The organism is Micromonospora saelicesensis (genome assembly GCF_900091575.1).
Lineage (GTDB): Bacteria > Actinomycetota > Actinomycetes > Mycobacteriales > Micromonosporaceae > Micromonospora > Micromonospora saelicesensis.
Genome location: NZ_FMCR01000003.1, coordinates 731,594 through 749,409, shown reverse-complemented (window position 1 = coordinate 749,409; position 17,816 = coordinate 731,594). Strand labels below are relative to the sequence as shown.

The 17,816-nt window shown below is 71.9% G+C and carries 15 protein-coding genes; 8 read left to right on the top strand and 7 right to left on the bottom strand.

Annotated elements, in window-relative coordinates:
- Positions 1-11 precede the first annotated feature (11 nt).
- Positions 12-956, bottom strand: coding sequence for an inositol-3-phosphate synthase (locus GA0070561_RS16450; protein ID WP_091401462.1), 945 nt, complete (start codon positions 954-956; stop codon positions 12-14).
- An 83-nt stretch (positions 957-1,039) separates the two neighbouring features.
- Here GA0070561_RS16450 and GA0070561_RS16445 point away from each other — a divergent pair, with 83 nt between their 5' ends.
- From GA0070561_RS16445 to glgB, 4 genes are all read left to right on the top strand, one after another.
- The gene (locus GA0070561_RS16445; RefSeq protein WP_309251768.1) at positions 1,040-1,363 is read left to right on the top strand and encodes a hypothetical protein; all 324 of its coding nucleotides are present in this window, start codon (positions 1,040-1,042) and stop codon (positions 1,361-1,363) included.
- Complete coding sequence (locus GA0070561_RS16440) at positions 1,360-2,145, top strand: hypothetical protein (protein ID WP_244166267.1); 786 nt, start codon at positions 1,360-1,362, stop codon at positions 2,143-2,145. Before GA0070561_RS16445 ends, GA0070561_RS16440 begins: the two co-directional genes overlap by 4 nt.
- Before the next feature lie 190 nt (positions 2,146-2,335).
- Positions 2,336-4,591: an alpha-1,4-glucan--maltose-1-phosphate maltosyltransferase gene (locus GA0070561_RS16435; RefSeq protein WP_091401457.1), complete on the top strand. Its 2,256-nt coding sequence runs from the start codon at positions 2,336-2,338 to the stop codon at positions 4,589-4,591.
- Complete coding sequence (gene glgB / locus GA0070561_RS16430; RefSeq protein ID WP_091401454.1) at positions 4,579-6,681, top strand: 1,4-alpha-glucan branching protein GlgB; 2,103 nt, start codon at positions 4,579-4,581, stop codon at positions 6,679-6,681. The genes GA0070561_RS16435 and glgB overlap by 13 nt, the downstream gene beginning before the upstream one ends.
- 210 nt (positions 6,682-6,891) lie before the next feature.
- Here glgB and GA0070561_RS16425 read toward each other — a convergent pair whose 3' ends face one another.
- The 5 genes from GA0070561_RS16425 to GA0070561_RS16405 form a co-directional block, all read right to left on the bottom strand.
- Positions 6,892-7,368 (bottom strand): hypothetical protein, encoded by a 477-nt coding sequence (locus tag GA0070561_RS16425; RefSeq protein WP_141710388.1) that lies wholly within the window; start codon positions 7,366-7,368, stop codon positions 6,892-6,894.
- Positions 7,369-7,439: 71 nt separating this feature from the next.
- Entirely contained in the window at positions 7,440-8,021 is a 582-nt protein-coding gene (locus tag GA0070561_RS16420; RefSeq protein WP_091401449.1) for a DUF6346 domain-containing protein, read from the bottom strand.
- 102 nt (positions 8,022-8,123) lie between these two features.
- On the bottom strand, positions 8,124-8,480 hold the full coding sequence (locus GA0070561_RS16415; protein WP_141710387.1) for a hypothetical protein: 357 nt from the start codon (positions 8,478-8,480) through the stop codon (positions 8,124-8,126).
- A gap of 210 nt (positions 8,481-8,690) precedes the next feature.
- Complete coding sequence (locus GA0070561_RS34535; RefSeq protein WP_091401444.1) at positions 8,691-10,694, bottom strand: family 10 glycosylhydrolase; 2,004 nt, start codon at positions 10,692-10,694, stop codon at positions 8,691-8,693.
- 64 nt (positions 10,695-10,758) lie between these two features.
- Positions 10,759-11,799 carry an App1 family protein gene (locus GA0070561_RS16405; protein ID WP_091402183.1) on the bottom strand — a complete coding sequence of 347 codons (1,041 nt, stop codon included), beginning with the start codon at positions 11,797-11,799 and terminating at the stop codon, positions 10,759-10,761.
- 174 nt (positions 11,800-11,973) lie between these two features.
- Between GA0070561_RS16405 and GA0070561_RS16400 the strand changes: the two genes are divergently transcribed.
- From GA0070561_RS16400 to GA0070561_RS16385, 4 genes are all read left to right on the top strand, one after another.
- Positions 11,974-13,629 (top strand): ArnT family glycosyltransferase, encoded by a 1,656-nt coding sequence (locus tag GA0070561_RS16400; protein WP_091401442.1) that lies wholly within the window; start codon positions 11,974-11,976, stop codon positions 13,627-13,629.
- A 65-nt stretch (positions 13,630-13,694) separates the two neighbouring features.
- Complete coding sequence (yaaA, locus tag GA0070561_RS16395) at positions 13,695-14,492, top strand: peroxide stress protein YaaA (RefSeq protein ID WP_091401439.1); 798 nt, start codon at positions 13,695-13,697, stop codon at positions 14,490-14,492.
- Positions 14,493-14,598: 106 nt separating this feature from the next.
- A complete protein-coding gene (locus GA0070561_RS16390) occupies positions 14,599-15,351 on the top strand; it encodes a hypothetical protein (RefSeq protein ID WP_244166266.1) in 753 nt (250 codons plus the stop codon).
- A 122-nt stretch (positions 15,352-15,473) separates the two neighbouring features.
- Positions 15,474-16,373, top strand: coding sequence for a TAXI family TRAP transporter solute-binding subunit (locus GA0070561_RS16385; RefSeq protein ID WP_373861564.1), 900 nt, complete (start codon positions 15,474-15,476; stop codon positions 16,371-16,373).
- A gap of 10 nt (positions 16,374-16,383) precedes the next feature.
- On the opposite strand, the gene GA0070561_RS16380 is transcribed toward GA0070561_RS16385, so the two are convergent.
- Positions 16,384-17,814: a sensor histidine kinase gene (locus tag GA0070561_RS16380; RefSeq protein WP_091401435.1), complete on the bottom strand. Its 1,431-nt coding sequence runs from the start codon at positions 17,812-17,814 to the stop codon at positions 16,384-16,386.
- Positions 17,815-17,816: the final 2 nt, after the last annotated feature.

Below are 17,816 nucleotides of genomic sequence, written 5' to 3'. Positions count from 1 at the left end.
GGAGACCGACCTCAGATCGCCGTGCCCGGCGGCGACTTGAACAACGACGTCGCCTCGGCAGCATGACCACCACGCCCGTTCCGTAGCGCGCTGGCCGCGATGCGGACGAGGTCGATGTTGACGCCGGCGGCACCGCTCGGATCGTGCACCTTCAGCTTCACGTCGAGGCTCACCGCTGTCTCACCCCAACCCTGCGCCTCAAGGTTGAGGTGAGCCACCTTCTGCGACGCGAGATGCGGCAGGTACCCGAGCGGGGCCACCTCGACGCTGTCAGCGCCCGACAGGGCGTTGAGCTTGGACTGCTTCTTGGTGTTGGGGTTCTCGACCAGGTTGCGGAAGTCCTCGGTGCCGCCCAGATTGACCTGGTAGGAGCTGACCAGCGTGAGGCCCCGCTCCTGCAGGAGCCGCAGCAGCGCGTTGTGCAACACCGAGGTGCCGAACTGGCTGGCCAGGTCGTCGCCGAGCAACGGCAGACCGGCTTCCTCGAACCTGTCGATCCAGCGTGGATCGCGGGCGACCGGGTCGGAGGTCGTGTTGATGAAGGCAACACCCGCGGTGTGGGCTGCCTCGGCGTACGCCCGGGCGGTCTCCGGCCGGCCACTCGGCGCCGAGTAGAGCAGCACCTCCGCCCCGGTCAGCGCCGCCGCCACCCGCTGCACCTCGCTCGCGTCGACGAGGCCCTTCGTGACCGGCACGCCCGCTCTGGGCAGGTCGCAATCCAGCCGGGGGAAGTTGTTGGGCGCCAGGAAGATCGCCTCGGTCAGGTCCCGACCGATCTTCTCCTCGGAGGTGGCGAAGGCCGCCACGACGTCGATGTCCCCCACCCCGAGTCCGTCGATCATCGGCCTGCGGATTCCGACCAGGCTGCCGCTCTGGCGGTAGAGAGCCAGCCCCTGCACCAGTGCCGACGTGTTGTTACCGACACCGACAACCGCGACTTTCACCCGTTCGATCATGGCCGGAGGCTACGTCATCTCGGCTCGGTGAGGCGCTCCCGCCGACACCGAGAGGCGTCGTACACGTGTTCTAATGCTTTCTGGTGATCGATGCGTTGGAGCAGGCCGAGGACTCGGTGGCGGCCTGCTTCGGCATACCCGCCTGGGCTGCCAGCGAGCACGATCTCGTGGCGGCGCTGGAGGCGACACATCGCCTCGAGCAGCGCATGGCGGCGGTCAAGCTGACCCTCGTACGTGAGCTGGACGGTCGCGGCACCGCGACGGCACAGGGCGCGTCCTCGGCCGCTGTGTGGCTGCGGGACCGGTTGCGGCTCGGCGTCGGTCACTGGCGCACCGCTCGCGGGTATTCGCTCGACGCTGGGGTGGCTGCCTGCCACGATGCGGAGCCATGGCGGACGACGGGTTGAGGCATCTTCTCGAGACGTGGGCGGACGTCGATCCGGCGCGGTACCCGTTCGACCCGGTCGAGATGTCGGTGGCTGTCCGGACGTTGGTGCCTCCGCCGCCTCCCCGGGCGACCTCCGGTGACGGTGGACACGCCGGGTGGTCAGAAGACTTCGCCTGGGTCGAGTCCGTCAGCGTGCTCCTGTCCGACCGGTACGGCCCGTGGGCCTACCGCTGGCACTGGGGGCCCTGGGAGCGGGAGCATGTGGGCTTCGTGACCGACCACATCCCGGCACCGGCTGACGCGCCGACGTTCGTCGCCGACTCGCTGCTGGCCTGGCGGCGCTGGTTGGAGAGCCTGGCTGAGCGTTTCGACCACCTTCTGCCGTCGGTCGATCCGACGCGGGCCGCCGGTGCGGCGGATGTCGTCGCCGCCTGGGAGGCCGCCGTCGCACAGCTGATGGCGTTCGCCGCCACCCCCGCCGTCGATAACGACGGCTGGCAGGGAAACTGCAGCCGCACCCTGCAGTGGTTCCTCACCGCAGCCGGCATACCGTCGGAAGAAGCGCAGGCTGTGGTCGACCGAGCGCTCGAGCGGTTCGGCTGGTGGGCTCCGCTGACCGCGGTGGAGATCGGCGAGGTCGCCGATCGGGTCGCCCGAGACGCGGTCAGCCCCACTGGGATCGTGCCGGCCGGCCGAATCGACAACTGGCCCGACACGTGGCCGCATGGTTGGCCGTCCTGGCGGGCGACGAACACCGGCTGGGGCGCCGGTCACCCCTCCGACCGGGGGCACTCCGCCTGAAGTCACCTCGCCGGCACCGCGAAGACCCGCACAACTTCGGGGAAGTTGCCGCGTGGACGATGCGTTGAGGCAGCAGCTTCCCCGAAAGTGCGCGGATCTTGCCGGGGCGGCCCTGGGCGCGGCACCGCGTGTGGGGCGGACCGGCGGGCTTGACCGCGCGCGAACGGATCTCGCGCAGTAGGTTGGCGGGGTGACTGGACGGTTCCCGATCGAAGACGTCTCCCCCGTCGTCTCGTGCGGGCGATACCCGGCCAAGGCGGTGGTCGACGAGCCCGTTCCGGTGTCGGCGCGCGCCTACCGGGAGGGGCACGACGCGCTGGGCTGCAACGTGGTGTGGGCTGGTCCGGACGGCGCGAGCCGGCCGTTCACCCGGATGCGCCCCGGCGAGCCCGGCCAGGACCGCTGGCACGCCACCATCACACCGGACGCCGTCGGCTCGTGGACCTTCTCCGTGGAGGCGTTCCAGGACCCGTACCTGACCTGGCAGAACGCGGTGACCAAGAAGATCGCCGCCGGGCAGGGGCCGGAGGACCTGGCCAACGACCTGGCCGAGGGCGCGCGGGTGCTCGCCGCCGCCGGGAGCCTCGTGCCGACCGCCGACCGGCCCCGGGTCGCCGACGCGCTCACCGCGCTGGTCGACACCGACCTGCCGCTGGCGCAGCGGGTCGACCCGGCGCTGGGCCTGGCCGACCTGCTCTGGGAGCACCCGGTCCGGGAGCTGGTCACCGCCGGTGGCACGTACTCGATCTGGGTTGACCGCAAGCGGGCGCTCTACTCGGCCTGGTACGAGTTCTTCCCCCGCTCCGAAGGAGCGGTGGGCGGGCGGTCCGGCACCTTCGCGACCGCCACCGAGCGGCTGCCAGGGGTGGCCGCGATGGGCTTCGACGTGCTCTACCTGCCGCCGATCCACCCGATCGGCCGGGTCAACCGCAAGGGCCCGAACAACGCCCTCACCGCCGGGCCGACCGACGTGGGCTCGCCGTGGGCGATCGGCGCCGCCGAGGGCGGCCACGACACGATCCACCCCGATCTGGGTACGCCGGCGGACTTCCGGGCCTTCATCCAGGCGGCGGCGGCACAGGGCCTGGAAGTGGCGATGGACCTGGCGTTGCAGTGCGCGCCGGACCACCCGTGGGTCACCGAGCACCCGGAGTGGTTCACCACCCGGGCCGACGGCAGCATCGCGTACGCGGAGAACCCGCCGAAGAAGTACCAGGACATCTACCCGGTCAACTTCGACAACGACCCGGAGGGCATCCGGGCCGAGGTGCTGCGGGTGGTGCTGCACTGGGTCGGCGAGGGCATCCGGATCTTCCGGGTGGACAACCCGCACACCAAGCCGTTCGACTTCTGGCACTGGCTGATCGCCGAGGTGAAGGCGGTCGACCCGGATGTGCTGTTCCTGGCCGAGGCGTTCACCCGGCCGGCCATCATGCACGGCCTCGGCAAGATCGGCTTCACCCAGTCGTACACCTATTTCACCTGGCGCACGACGGCGGCCGAGATGCGGGCGTACTGCGAGGAGCTGATCGAGGCGGCCGACTACATGCGGCCGAACTTCTGGCCGAACACCCCGGACATCCTGCACGAGTCGTTGCAGCACGGCGGGCCGCCGATGTTCAAGATCCGGGCGGTGCTGGCCGCGCTGCTCTCCCCCTCCTGGGGCCTGTACGCGGGCTACGAGCTGTTCGAGCACGTGGCCCGACCGGGCGCCGAGGAGTACCTCGACAACGAGAAGTACGAGCTGCGACCACGGGACTGGGCCGGCGCCGAGGCGCAGGGCCGCTCGCTGGCGCCGTTCCTGGCCACCCTCAACCGGGTACGCCACGACAACCCGGCCCTGCACCAGCTCCGCAACCTGCGCTTCCACGAGATCGACAACCCGGCGCTGCTCTGCTGGTCCAAGCACGACCCGGAGACCGGCAACACGGTCATCGTGATCTGCTCCTTCGACCCGCGCGTCGTGCAGTGGGGCAACACCACCCTCGACATGCCGGCGCTCGGCTTCGACTGGCACGAACGGTTCACGGTGCACGACGAGCTGACCGGCACCAGTTACGACTGGGGTCAGCGCAACGCGGTACGGCTCGACCCGTACCTGCAACCCGCGCACGTGTTGACAGTGCGTCGCCCGACCCCGCCGACCCAGCCGCAGCCGGCGGGCGCCGAGCCGGCAAGCCTCACCGTCGCCGACGTGCCGGACGACCTGTCCGGTGGCACCGCACCGACAGCCCCCGTCCCGAAACCTCCTGCGCCGACAGCTCCTGCACCGACGCCTCCTGCTCCGGCGCCTCCTGCGTCGACAGCTGCCGCGTCGACAGCTCCCGTTCCGACTCCGCCCCGCCGGTCGGGCCCGGTCCCGACCCCGCCGCGCCGAGCGGCCACCCGCCCGTCCGCCTCCGTACCGACCGACGCCGCTCCGAAGGACGCCCGATGGACCAGCTGATCTCCGGCGCGACGCACGACCCGCACGCGCTGCTCGGCGCGCACCCCGCCGACTCCTCCACGACGATCCGCACGATGCGCCGGGGCGCCAGCGACGTCGCGCTGCTCGTCGGCGACGAGCGGTACCCGATGAAGCGGGTGCACGACATGGGCGTCTTCGAGGCGCAGGTCGACGGCAGCGTGCTCGACTACCGGGTGGAGGTCGACGGCACCGCCCACGACGACCCGTACCGCTACCCGCCGACCCTCGGCGAGCTGGACCTGCACCTGATCCGCGAGGGCCGGCACGAGCGACTGTGGGAGGCGCTCGGCGCCCGGGTCTTCGACGAGGGCGTGGCGTTCAGCGTCTGGGCACCCAACGCCCGTGGGGTGCGGGTGATCGGCGACTTCACCGGCTGGGGCCCCGACGACGGCTGGCCGATGCGGTCGCTCGGCTCCAGCGGGGTGTGGGAGCTGTTCGTCCCCAACGCCCGGGCCGGGGCCCGCTACAAGTACCGGGTGCTGGGCGCCGACGGGCAGTGGCGGGACAAGGCCGACCCCCTCGCCGCGTACGCCGAGGTGCCGCCGGCCACCGCCTCGGTGGTGCACCACTCGACGTACCAGTGGGACGACGCGGACTGGCTGGCCCGGCGGGCCGAACGGCAGCCGCACCAGGAACCGATGAGCGTCTACGAGGTGCACCTCGGCTCGTGGCGGCCCGGCCTGGGCTACCGCGAACTGGCCGAACAACTCACCGCGTACGTCACCGAGCTGGGCTTCACGCACGTGGAGTTCCTGCCGGTGATGGAGCACCCGTTCGGCGGCTCCTGGGGCTACCAGGTGACCGGCTACTACGCGCCGACCTCCCGGTTCGGCGACCCGGACGAGTTCCGCCACCTCGTCGACCGGCTGCACGCCGCCGGCATCGGCGTACTCCTGGACTGGGTGCCCGCGCACTTTCCCAAGGACGAGTGGGCCCTCGCGCGGTTCGACGGCACCCCGCTCTACGAGCACCCCGACCCGCGGCGCGGCGAGCACCCCGACTGGGGCACGTACGTCTTCGACTTCGGCCGCAACGAGGTGCGCAACTTCCTGGTCGCCAACGCGCTCTACTGGTGCGACCAGTTCCACGTCGACGGGCTGCGGGTCGACGCCGTCGCCTCGATGCTCTACCTGGACTACTCCCGCAACCAGGGCGAGTGGGCCCCGAACAAGTACGGCGGCCGGGAGAACCTGGAGGCCATCGCGCTCATGCAGGAGGTGAACGCGACCGTCTACAAGCACCACGCCGGCGTCGTCATGATCGCCGAGGAGTCGACCGCCTGGCCGGGCGTCACCCGGCCCACCGCCGACGGCGGGCTGGGCTTCGGGTTCAAGTGGAACATGGGCTGGATGCACGACACCCTGCTCTACACCTCGAAGGACCCGATCTACCGCCAGCACCACCACCACCAGCTCACCTTCTCCCTGGCGTACGCCTGGAGCGAGAACTACGTGCTGCCGATCAGCCACGACGAGGTGGTGCACGGCAAGGGCTCACTGGCCGGCAAGATGCCCGGCGACACCTGGCAGCGGTTGGCGAACGTCCGGGCACTGCTGGCGTACATGTGGGCGCACCCCGGCAAGCAACTGCTCTTCATGGGCTCCGAACTGGCCGACGACCGGGAGTGGAGCGAGGAGCGCGGCCTCGACTGGTACCTGCTGCACGACCCGGCCCGCGCCGGTGTGCAACGACTCGTCGGTGACCTCAACCGGGTCTACCGGGACACCCCGGCGCTCTGGGCACAGGACACCGAGCCGGCCGGGTTCCGCTGGATCGCCGGCGACGACGTCGCCAACAACACCGTGTCATTCGTCCGGATCGCCCCGGACGGCTCGACGCTGGTGTGCGTGGCGAACTTCTCCGCCCAGCCGCTGCACGACTACCGGATCGGCCTGCCGGCCGGCGGCACCTGGCAGGAGGTGCTCAACACCGACGCGCACCACTACGGCGGGTCGGGGGTGGGCAACCTTGGCGAGGTACGGGCCGAGAACGTGCCCTGGCACGGAATGGTCGCCTCGGCGGCCCTCCAGGTCCCGCCGCTCGGTGCCGTCTGGCTTCGCCAGGGCTGACCATGCCGCCGTAGACACCGGCCGAACGCCGGCTGCTCGACCCTGCACTCTCCATCGTGGAGAGAGACGTGAAGGCAGAGGTCGGCGGCGTCGGAGGGCTACGCCTGGTCACCAGCAGAGGCGAAGTCGTCGTGGCTCTACTTGATGGCCGGTATCACGGTTCGGCGACGCCGGACCGAAGGTCACCCCCGGCGGGCGTTTGCCTGCTCCTCAAAGGACACGGACCAACGAGGGTACGAGTAACGCGAAGACCGACCAGCCACCCACCAACCACAGCAGGTGGCGACGCCAGGTAACTGCGCTCTCCGGGTCGTCCTTGCCGGCGCCGAGGGCGACACGCTTCCCATAACTGTCGATCTTCTTGACCGCTCGATGGGCCCCCGGATAGCCCATCAGGCGGCCGACGACGGAGGGCTGAAACGCGTAGCAGTGGACATCCTCGGCGCCTCTGACCCTGACAACGAGACCGCGCTCCGCGACCACCTGCTGGACGCGACTCCACGGTATCGCGGTCGACAGTCCCGGGTTGACCACCAGAAGGGCGGCCGGAGTCACCTTCACGTAGGAGAACATGGCGGCGACCGTGACGAGGTGACAGAGGCCGACGAAGAACCCGGCGACCAGCACCAACTCACCCCAACCGTTCGCCGGATTCCTACTGAACATCACCATCATGAAGCCGAACACGGCCCACAGGATCAGACCGCCGAACCAGGTACCCCAGTTCCTCATCGGCATCAACGTCGGGCGACCTCCGCTCATGATCTTGCGCTCGCTGGACGGCCGCCACGGAAGCGGCAGTACCGGGGTGCCCCGAGGAGCGCCCGGGTCAGGTAGACGAGGGCGCCCAGGCCGCTGAGGACGGCAACTATCCACCCCACCTTGCCGATGAGCAGTACGCCCATCTCGAGCCACGAATTGGTCGGTCTGCCGTACGAGCAGTCGGTGAACCCTTTCCTGTCACGGCACCCCTCGCGCAGCACGAGCGACCGACCTTGGTCCTCGGGGGTGACGACCGAGCGCTCAATCCGGGTCTTCCGGACAGCGCCGCCGCTTCCGGTCACGGCGGCATCGCACTCCCACCAGTAACCGAAGCCTTGCTTGCTGATCGGGCCGAGCTGCTGGCAGGTGCCGACGACCACGCGCACCGAGCGCTCTCCTGGCCCCTTGTAGACGGCCCCGGTACCGGGGAAGTGGTTGATCGCGGTCATGAATCCGAGAAAGACCACCGCCCCGCCCAGAGCCAGCAGGACGGCGACCCCGACAGAACGCAGGCGGTAGGCGGTAGGCCCCAAGGTCTGCCAGAGTCGCAGCTCGCGGTCCCGGATCGCAGGGTCCATGGGCTCATCTCCCTCGTCGAGACGCGCAACGACGGCCCGGCCGCTCGTACACGGTGACATGCTCGCCCTGCATGCGAGCGGTCTGGTCCACGTCCCCCTCGTTCAGCGCCACGCGCCGCCGTCACCGACGTCGGCCGCACCCGAACCAGCCCCGGTGATCCGAATGGCCTGCCTGATCTGCCGAACTGTCTCGTCCCGATAGGGGACGGCGTCGCGCACCTGCCAGACGAAGCCCGGGCCCGTGGGGAGGATGGCGCAGAAGGAGACGGTGTCGCCGTACCGGGAACTGATCGTCAACCGCGCGCCGGACGCGGGTTCGGCGGCCCTCACGTCCGGAAGGCTCATGGACTTGGCGCGAACCCAGGTCTCTGCCGGGTTGTGGATTTTCCAGATCCGAGCTGGCGCGAAGAGCAGGCGCCTGGTGGTGAGGACGAGGAGGGCCCCGTAGGCGCTGAACACCGTTCCACCAATGGGAAAGTATCCCCGTTGGGTGAACAGGATCCGTTCGTCAGGCGCCAACTGTGGCTGCGCGTATCGCACCATCCACCCCCGGTCCCGCCCGCCTGCTCGGGCGGGTCGGATGGGACCGTAGCGCAGCACGGCAACTCTCGGCCGGCCGCTGCCGTTCCCCCGAAGCGTCGAGACGCTCCGGGGGAACCAGACGCGGGCTCAGAGCCGGGTGATCCGGACGGCGTCGGCTACCACGTACCCCTGGGTGCTGGTCCAGCGGCTGACCCCGACGACCTGGCGCGTCCCAGCGGCGAAGTCGTAGGTGCCCAGCACCCGCCACTGCCCGCCGCCGCTGCGCTGGTCGACGGAGACCGTCACGGTCCCGTTCGCGGTGGCCACCAGGTGCGGCGTGGCGCTGTTGTAGCCGGGGTCGGCCGGGTACCAGACCTCGACCCGGTACGAGCCGGCGGCGGGCAGCGTCGCGCTGAACCAGGCCGGGTCACTGACCGCCTGCGGCTCGGCGAACCGGTAGTTCGTGCCGTACCGCGCGGTGAGGTACGACGAGGTGCCCCAGGTGGCGGCGGCGGTGAAGCCACCAGTGGTGGTGTTGTCCACGATCACGCTGAACGTGCCGCCGGTGCCGGTGACCACCCGCGCGTTGCTGGCCGGGCTCTCGTGGTGCAGCCGGTCCAGGGCGGTCACCAGGTACCGGTAGGTCGAGCCGGCGGCGGCGGTGGCGTCGGTGAACGTCCCGGTGCTGCCCGAGGCACGCACCGTGCCGAGCAGGTTGCGGGCATCGGCCAGGTCGCAGGGGTCGACCGAGCCGTCGCCGGGCAGTCGGTACACGGCGTACGAGGCCGTGCTGCCGGCGGCGCCACGCTGCCAGTTCACTGTCACGCCGCCGCTGCCGCGTACCGCCGAGGTGAGATTCGGCGCGGCGGGCGCGGCACCGCCGACCCCGGCCGGTGCCAGGGCGGGCCGGCGGTAGTGGTCGGTCGTAACCCGGGAGACGGCACCGATGCGGTCGGCGCGTACGTCCTTGGCGCTGAAGTGGATGTCGCCGAGGATCCGGGGGTAGGCGCGGTTGAGGGTCAGGTGGTCGGTGAGCTCGGCCGGGTCCTGCCAGGCGGCATCCTGCCCGGAGGCCCCGGCGCGGTAGGTTGCCTGCCCGACGAGCAGTTGCACGGTGGTGCCGGTGACGGTCTCCGACCACCAGCGGACCAATTCCGCGTAGTCGGCCGCGGGGTGGCCGATCTGCCAGTAGATCTGCGGGGCGATGTAGTCGATCCAACCCTGCTTCACCCAACGTCGGGTGTCGGCGTAGATCGCGTCGTACGACTGGAGGCCGGTGGTGCGCGAGCCGAGCGGGTCGGTGCCGGCGTTGCGCCAGATGCCGAACGGGCTCACGCCGAGCTTCACCCACGGCTTCGCCGCCCGGATCTTGGCACTCATCTCCTGCACCAGCAGGTTGACGTTGTTGCGCCGCCAGTCGGTGATGGTGCTGAAGCCGGCGCCGTACTGGGCGTAGGTGGTCTGGTCGGGGAAGCCCCCACCGCTGCCCGGGTACGGGTAGAAGTAGTCGTCCCAGTGCACCGCGTCGATGTCGTAGCGGTTGACGGCGTCCATCATGGCGGTCTGCACGAAGGCGCGGACGGCGGGGATGCCGGGGTTGTAGTAGAGCTGGCCGTTGTAGGCGACGGCCCAGCCCGGGTTCTTGCGGGCCGGGTGGCTGGCGGCCAGCTTGGTGAGGTCGGTGTGGGTCGCGACCCGGTACGGATTGAACCAGGCGTGGAACTCCAGGTTGCGGGCGTGCGCCTCGGCCACCATGAAGGCCATCGGGTCGTAGCCGGGATTGCCTCCCTGGGTTCCGGTGAGCCACTGCGACCACGGCTCGTACGTCGACGGCCAGAACGCGTCGGCGGCGGGGCGGATCTGCACGACAACGGCGTTCATCCGACGCTGCTTGGCCAGGTCGAGCCAACCTCGGTACTCCGCCTGTTGGGCGGCGGCGGTGAGCCCGGTGCGGCTGGGCCAGTCGATGTTGGCCACGCTGGCGATCCACATGCCCCGGAACTGCCGTTTCGGGGTGGCCGGATCTGTCACGCAGGCTGCCTGGGCGGCCACCGGCACGGTGTCCGGCAGGGAGGCGGGGGCTGCTGCGCCGAGCGTCAGCGCCGCTACCAGCGCCAGCCCGGAAAAATATCGATAGCAGTCTCTGGACATGAAGGGATTTTCAACGTTGCCTGACCGTTGTGCAAGTAACCTTCGCGGTGGCGACGTCGGACGGTCAGACCAGGCCGGCGTCGCGCAGCAGCTGCCACAGGCCGGCGCCGTCCGGGGCGGACAGCCACTTCTGCCCCACCGGCCCCGACGACGGGCGGCCGGCTGGGGCGGGCAGGGTGCCGGCCAGCACCGACTGGGTCGGGGAGAGCCGGCGGATCGCCACCCCGGCGACGTTCTCCGGGTGGGCGGCGGCGAACTCCCGGTAGATCTCCTGGTCGTGCTGCCCGTCGTCGCCGACGAGCAGCCAGCGCACCTCGGGGAACTCCTGGGCCAGCCGCGCGAGGGTGACCCGCTTGTGTTCCATGCCGCTGCGGAACCAGCGGTCGGCGGTCGGCCCCCAGTCGGTGAGCAGCAGCGGCCCGGCCGGGTAGAGGTGCCGGGACAGGAAGCGGGTCAGCGTGGGCGCCACGTTCCAGGCCCCGGTGGAGAGGTAGAAGACCGGTGCGCCGGGGTGCGCGGTGACCAGCCGCTCGTAGAGCACGGCCATGCCGGGCACCGCGTTGCGGGCGTGCTCGTCGAGCACGAACGTGTTCCATGCGGCGAGCAGCGGCCGGGGCAGCGCGGTCACCATCACCGTGTCGTCGATGTCGGAGATGATGCCGAACTTGACCTCCGGGTCGAGGATGCGCACCGGGGCGTCGACCGGCTCGGCGTCCGGGACACTGAGCCGGACCGTGCCCCAACCGGGCGGCAGGTCCGCCTCGACCAGTGTGTCGACGAAGCCGCTGCGGTCGGCCCGCGTCTCGTGCCGCACCCCGCCGGCCTCGATGGTCACCGTGACGTGCTTGTTCGGCAGCGTCGTGAAGCTGCGCCAGCCGCGGACCTTGTCCAGCCGACCCCGCTGGCGGGTGTCCGGACGGCCCAGCAGCACCCGACACATCACCCGCACCCAACCCGGCGCGCCGTAACCGGTGTACGCGACGATGTTGACCCGCCAGCCGGTGCGCCGCAGCCGGCGCTCGACGAGCTGGTGCACGGCGTCCTCGATCCGCGCAGCCCGGTGCAGGTTCGGAACGGCCAGTTGGCCGGCGGGAGTGGGTGGCACGCGCCAACCCTGCCACACGTCGACAGCCACGGCCACGCGAGCCGACCCCGGCGGCGCCGCTGCGGCCCGGCCACCGTGGGGGCGATCCAGCCCCACCCCGGCTGCGCCGATCCACCTCGGCGACCCGGCCGAACGTGAAACACTCCGGTCGGGACGACGACGGGGGCGCTGGTCGTGTCGCATCCAGAGCAGCACCGTGGGCGATGGCGCCCGCGACTCGATCGGCCGGCGCTCGTCGCGCTGCTGTTCGGGCTCGCCGGTGTCGTCTACCGGCTGGTCCTGACGCTGTTCACGGTGCCGGTGTCGAACAGCGACGAGGCGACCTTCGGCCTTGCCGCGCTGCACATCGGGCAGGGTCGGGAACGCCCGGTCTTCCTCTACGGCCAGCACTACATGGGGATGTTGGAGTCGTACCTGGCCGCTCCCCTGGTGGCGGTGGTCGGGCCGAGCTGGCCGGTGCTGCGCCTGCCGATGCTCGCGCTGTACGCGATCTTCCTCTACCTGATCCACCGCTTGACCCGCCGGCTCGGCACCCCGTGGTTCGCCGCCTTCGTGGTGGGTCTGCTCGCGCTCGGACCGGAGCGGGTGGTGCGCGACCAGCTCACCGTCGTCGGTGGGCGGCCGGAGGTGAAGCCGGCGGTGCTGCTGATGCTCCTGATCACCGTGGGGTTGGCGGCCGGCACGGTCCACCGCCGACGGCTCGCGATCGGCCTGTTCGGGTTGCTCGTCGGACTGGCCGTCTGGTCGGACTGGCTGATCCTGCCGTACCTCGCGGTGGCCGGGTTGGCCCTGGTCTGGGCGGTACGGCGGGAACTGCTCGGCTGGTCCGGTCTGCTGCTGGTGGCGGGGGTGGTCGTCGGCGTGGCCCCGATGATCGTCGACAACCTGCGGGCCGGGCCCGGTGAGGACTCGCTGTCGGTGTTCCGGGCGGTCAGCACCAAGGCCGGGCCGCAGCCGCCGTGGTCCGACCGGGTCCGGGGCGGCCTGCTGGAGGGGGTGCCACTGGCGCACGGGCTCTGCCCGGTGGACGGCTGCGGACGCTGGCAACAGTGGTTCGGCGTGCTGTACCCGGTGCTGCTGCTGGCCGGCGCGGCACTCGCGGTGCTCGCGTACCGTCGCGCCGCCGGGGCGCCGCGTGGGGAGCGGGTCGGACGCGGGGCCGGAGGGCTACGCGCGGAGCGGGTCGGGCCGGTCGTGCAGCTCGCGCTGATCGCCGGCGCGGCGTTGACCCTGCTGTCGTACGTGCGCAGTCCGCTCGCCGCGACCAGCCCGCTGGACAACGCCCGCTACCTGTCGGTGCTGCAACTGTCGCTGCCGGCGGTGCTCTGGCCGCTCTGGGTGGCGGCGCTGACCGCCTGGCGGGGCACCAGCAGCGTGCTGGGGCGGTTCACCGGCGCGCTGTCCGCCGCCGTGCTGGCCGCGCTGACCGTGACCACCCTGGTGATCACGGTGCTGTTCGCGGCCACCGGCACCGCGGCGTCACGGACCGAGGAGCGCCAGGCCCGGGAGTTGGCCGCCGCGCTGCGCGCCGACGGACCCCACGAGGTGTACGGGGACTACTGGACCTGCAACCGATTGATCTTCAACACGGATGAGTCGGTGGTCTGCGGGGTGCTCAACGGCAACCTGTCGCCGGGGCAGAACCGCTACCGGCCGTACTGGCGGCAGGTGGGGCGGGCCGAGCGGCCGGGCTACGTGGTGGAGGTCGACTCGCCGATGGACCGGCGGTTGCGCCGATTGCTCGCCGACCGGGCCGACGCCGCGCTGGTGCGGGAGGTCGGAGGCTATCGCGTGTACCACCCCGACACCCCGGTGCGGCCCTGGCGGTAGGGGCTGGTCGTACGCTGGCCGGGCCGGCGCGTGGGGCGCCGCCGTTCCGCCCGTCGAGGAGACCCATGCTCATCCTGTTGCCGCCCTCGGAGGGGAAGGCCGACGCCGGCACCGGACGGCGCTGGGCCCCGGACCGGCTGTCGCTGCCCGAGCTGAATCCGGCCCGCGAGCGGGTGCTGGACGGCCTGGTGGCGCTGAGCGCCGGGCCGGACGAGGAGGCCGCGCGGGCGGCGCTCGGTCTCAGCGAGGGCCAGCGGGGCGAGCTGCGGCGCAACGCCCGACTGCGGGAGGCAGCCACCGCGCCGGCCGAGCGGCTCTACACCGGGGTGCTCTACGAGGCGTTGGACCTGGCCTCGTTGCCGGCCACGGCGCAACGGGCGGCCCGCCGGTCGATCCTGATCAGCTCCGGGTTGTGGGGCGCGGTCCGACTGGCTGACCGGATCCCGCCGTACCGCTGCCCGATCGGCGCCCGCCTGCCCGACGTGGGGGCGCTGTCGACGTACTGGCGCAGGGAGCTGACCTCGGCGCTGGACGGCGCCGCCGGGCGCGGCCCGGTGCTGGACCTGCGCTCCGGCGCGTACGCCGCCACCTGGACGCCGCGCGGTGAGCTGGCCGAGCGCACGGTCACCGTGCGGGTTCTGCACGAGCGGGAGGTCGACGGGGTGCCGGTCCGCTCGGTGGTCAGCCACTTCAACAAGGCGACCAAGGGACGTCTGGTCCGGGACCTGCTCGTCGCCGGCGCCCGGCCGCGCACCGCTGCGGAACTGGTGGGCACCCTGCGGGAGTTGAAGCACACAGTGCTGGAGCACGACACCGCCGCGGGCCGGGTGCGCCAGGTGGATCTGGTGGTCACCGACCTGTAGCGGCACCCCAGCCGCAAGATTTGCTCAAGGCTGGGCCGGACCGGTTCCGTAACGGCGTGCCAGGGGCCACGGTAAGGCAACCCAGACTCCGACAAGGGAGCCTCCGTTGACCCACGAACCCGCCCTGCTCGACCGGCCCCACACCCCGACCACCCCATCCCCGCTGGGCTGGCTGACACTGGGCGACGCGTTCGAGGCTGCCTGCCTGCTGCGTTGCACGCCGCCACCGACCGCCGCCCGGCCCAGCGCGGTCCGGGCCGAGCACACCGCCGGCGTGGAGTTCAACCGGGAGGACGCCGCGCAGCGGATGCGGCAACTGCTCAACCGGCTGGACATCCCGGTCACCCACGAGGTGGCCGTCGGCGGCCTGCGCCGCCGCTACGAGCTGCACCGGCTGTGGGTGCCCCGGGAGCACCAGGGCGCGTACACCCGGATGTTGGACGCGGGCTGGTGGCAGGGGCGACGCGAGCTGCTCGGCGGGCCGCTGCCCGGCGCCTCACCGGCCCGCCGACGGTTGGTGACCCGCCTGGCGGAGGCAGCCTGGCGCTCGGCGTTGCTGGCCGCCGGGCGGCACGTCCGCCGGCACATCCTCGGTGTCCGGCTCACCGACCGGGAGCTGGCCGCGGTGCTGATCCGGGGCGCGGCCGTGCTCGACGTGCCGGCCCGGCTCCGCCCCGGCACCGGTTGCTTCCTGGTCAGCGTGGCCGACGGCCCGGACCGGCAGCGGATCCTGCGCAGTGCGGCGTTGGAGCCGGCGCGCGGCCCGATGGCGGAACCCGGGACGGCGACGGCGCGCGGGGTGACCCCGGCGTCGGCGCGGGGCGCGGGCGTGGCGCCGGCGGGTCGCGCGGCCTGCTGATCGGGTTCCGACCGTCCGGCAGGTCGCCAACCCCGGGCTTGCGCGCACCCGCCCGACGGCGCACAGTGCACCGCGTGAGTCGTACCTCGTCCCGCCGCGCCGGCCTGGCCACCCTGTCGACGGTGCTGCTGATCGCGAACCTGGCCGTCGCCAGCTGCCGGGACGCCCCGACCGAGCCGACGTCGATCCGGATCGCCACCGGTAGCCCCACCGCTGTCTACTACGCGTTCGGGCAGTCCCTGGCGGCCATCCTCAACCGGGAACTCCCCGACGTACGGGCCAGCGTGGTGATCACCGCCGCCTCGGCGGAGAACGTCCAGCTCGTCGGCTCCGGCGGGGCCGAGCTGGGCTTCACCCAGGCCGACGTGCTGCCCACCAGCACGGCGGGAAGCCCCACCGTCGACGCCGTCGCCCGGGTGTACGACGACCAACTGCACCTGGTCACCACGAGCGGCGGCCCGGTCCGCACTGTCGCCGACCTGCGCGGCCGGCGAGTCTCCGTCGGCGCCGCCGGCTCAGGCACCGAGATCACCGCGACCCGGCTGCTGGAGGTGGCCCGCCTCGGTGGCGACGAGGTGCGCCGGGAACGGCTCGGACTGGACGATTCGGTGGCGGCGCTGCGCTCCGGACGGATCGACGCGTTCTTCTTCTCCGGTGGATTGCCGGTCCGGGGCATCGAGGAGTTGGCCGACGCCAGCGCCATCCGGATCGTCGACCTCAGCGAGTGGACCGAGCCGCTGCGCTCACGCTACGGCCAGGTCTACGTCTCCCGGGACATCCCCCGCTCGGTGTACGGGGTGGACGCGGTGACCACCGTGGCCGACCCGAACTACCTGATCGTCCGGGCCGACCTGCCGGAGCCGTTGGTCCGTGAGGTGACCCGGCTGCTGATGGACCGCCGGGCCGAGCTGGCCGCCGCCCATCCGGCGGCGGGACGGATGAGCCCTCGCTCGGCGATCGTCACCGCCCCGCTGTCACTGCACCCCGGCGCCGCGTCCTGGTACCGCGCCACGAAACCGTGACGGCCGGGCCTCACCGCGCCGGGGAGGGTCGCAGGTCGGCGGCCGGTTCCTCCTCCGCCGGCTCCACCGCAAGGGTCGGCGTCGGGAACCACAGGGCGGCGATCAGCCCCCGCGACTCCCCCGGGCGCATGGTGAGCCGCCCGTCCGAGGCGTCCACCAGCACGGCGGCGATGGTCAGACCGAGCCCCGCGCCGTCCACGTTCTGCGCGTCCGGGGCCCGCCAGAACCGCTCGGTCGCCTGGCCGAGCTGACTCTCGGTCATGCCGGGGCCGGAGTCGCGAACCTCCAGCGCCACCCCGCCGTCGCGGCGGGCCACCGTCACCGTCACCGACCCGCCCGCACCGCTGAACTTCACCGCGTTGTCGATGAGCGCGTCCAGCGCCTGGTCGACGGCGGTCGGCACGGTCTGGGCGTACGCCGGGGCGTCGGTGGTGGCCAGCCGCAACGCGACCGACCGGTGCCGGGCCAGCGGCGCCCACGCGGCCACCCGGGAGGCGGCCACCGCGGCGGCGTCCACGGTGACGCGTTCGTTCTCCTCCCGTTCGGCCCGGGCGAGGGTGAGCAGCGCGTCGAGCACCAGCGCGAGCCGGTCGGTCTCCTCCAGGGCCAGCCGGTGCTCGGACCGACCGTCGGGGTCGGTGAGGCTGGGCCCCAACTCCTCCACCCTCAGCCGCAGCGCGGTGAGCGGGTTACGCAGTTGGTGGCTGGCGTGCGCGACGAAGGCACGCTGCCGGTCCATCACGTCGGAGACCACGTCGGCCATGTGGTTGAAACTGGCCGCGAGGCGGCGCAGCTCCGGCGGTCCCAGCCGGTGCTGCACCCGGGCCCCCCGGTCGCCCTCGGCGATCTCGTGGGTGACCGCGTCCAGTTCGGTGACCGGGCGCAGCACCCAACCGGCCAGCCCGAACGCGGTGAGCACGCAGGCCAGCACGGCGAGCAGACCGGCCAGGGCGAGCAGCAGCCACCACGCGACAACGGCTCGGCGGATCGGGCCGGCCGGGGTCACGATCACCACCGCTCCGAGCACCTCACCTCCGTCGTTGATCGGTACCGCCACGACCACGGGGTCGGTCGTCCAGGGCCAGACCGACTCGGGGGCGCTGGTCTGCTGCCCGGACAGCGCGACGTCCAGCACCGTCGCGGTCCCCGGGCTGGCCTGCCACCTCGGCGACGAGACCGGGATGTTCCGGTCCCGGTCGACGATCGCGGCGCTGATCGCGTACAGGTCGTCGTAGCTGGTCAGCTCCGACTCGATCGGGCCGGGCCCGCCGTCGCGCAACGCCGGGCCGGCCAGCGACGCGAATCGGGTGGCGTCGGCGAGCCGGTCTGCGCGGACCCGTTCGGTCTCGCGGCTGGCCATGGTGGCGGCCAGTGGGGTCTCCAACGCGATGAGGACGAGGACCATCAGCAGCAGATAGCTGATCACCAGGCGACGGCGCACGT

Excerpts from the sequence above, each read along its gene's own strand:
- GA0070561_RS16450 (WP_091401462.1), bottom strand. The coding sequence starts at position 956 with ATGATCGAACGGGTGAAAGTCGCGGTTGTCGGTGTCGGTAACAACACG.
- glgB (WP_091401454.1), top strand. The coding sequence starts at position 4,579 with ATGGACCAGCTGATCTCCGGCGCGACGCACGACCCGCACGCGCTGCTC.
- GA0070561_RS16420 (WP_091401449.1), bottom strand. The coding sequence starts at position 8,021 with ATGGACCCTGCGATCCGGGACCGCGAGCTGCGACTCTGGCAGACCTTG.
- GA0070561_RS34535 (WP_091401444.1), bottom strand. The coding sequence starts at position 10,694 with ATGTCCAGAGACTGCTATCGATATTTTTCCGGGCTGGCGCTGGTAGCG.
- yaaA (WP_091401439.1), top strand. The coding sequence starts at position 13,695 with ATGCTCATCCTGTTGCCGCCCTCGGAGGGGAAGGCCGACGCCGGCACC.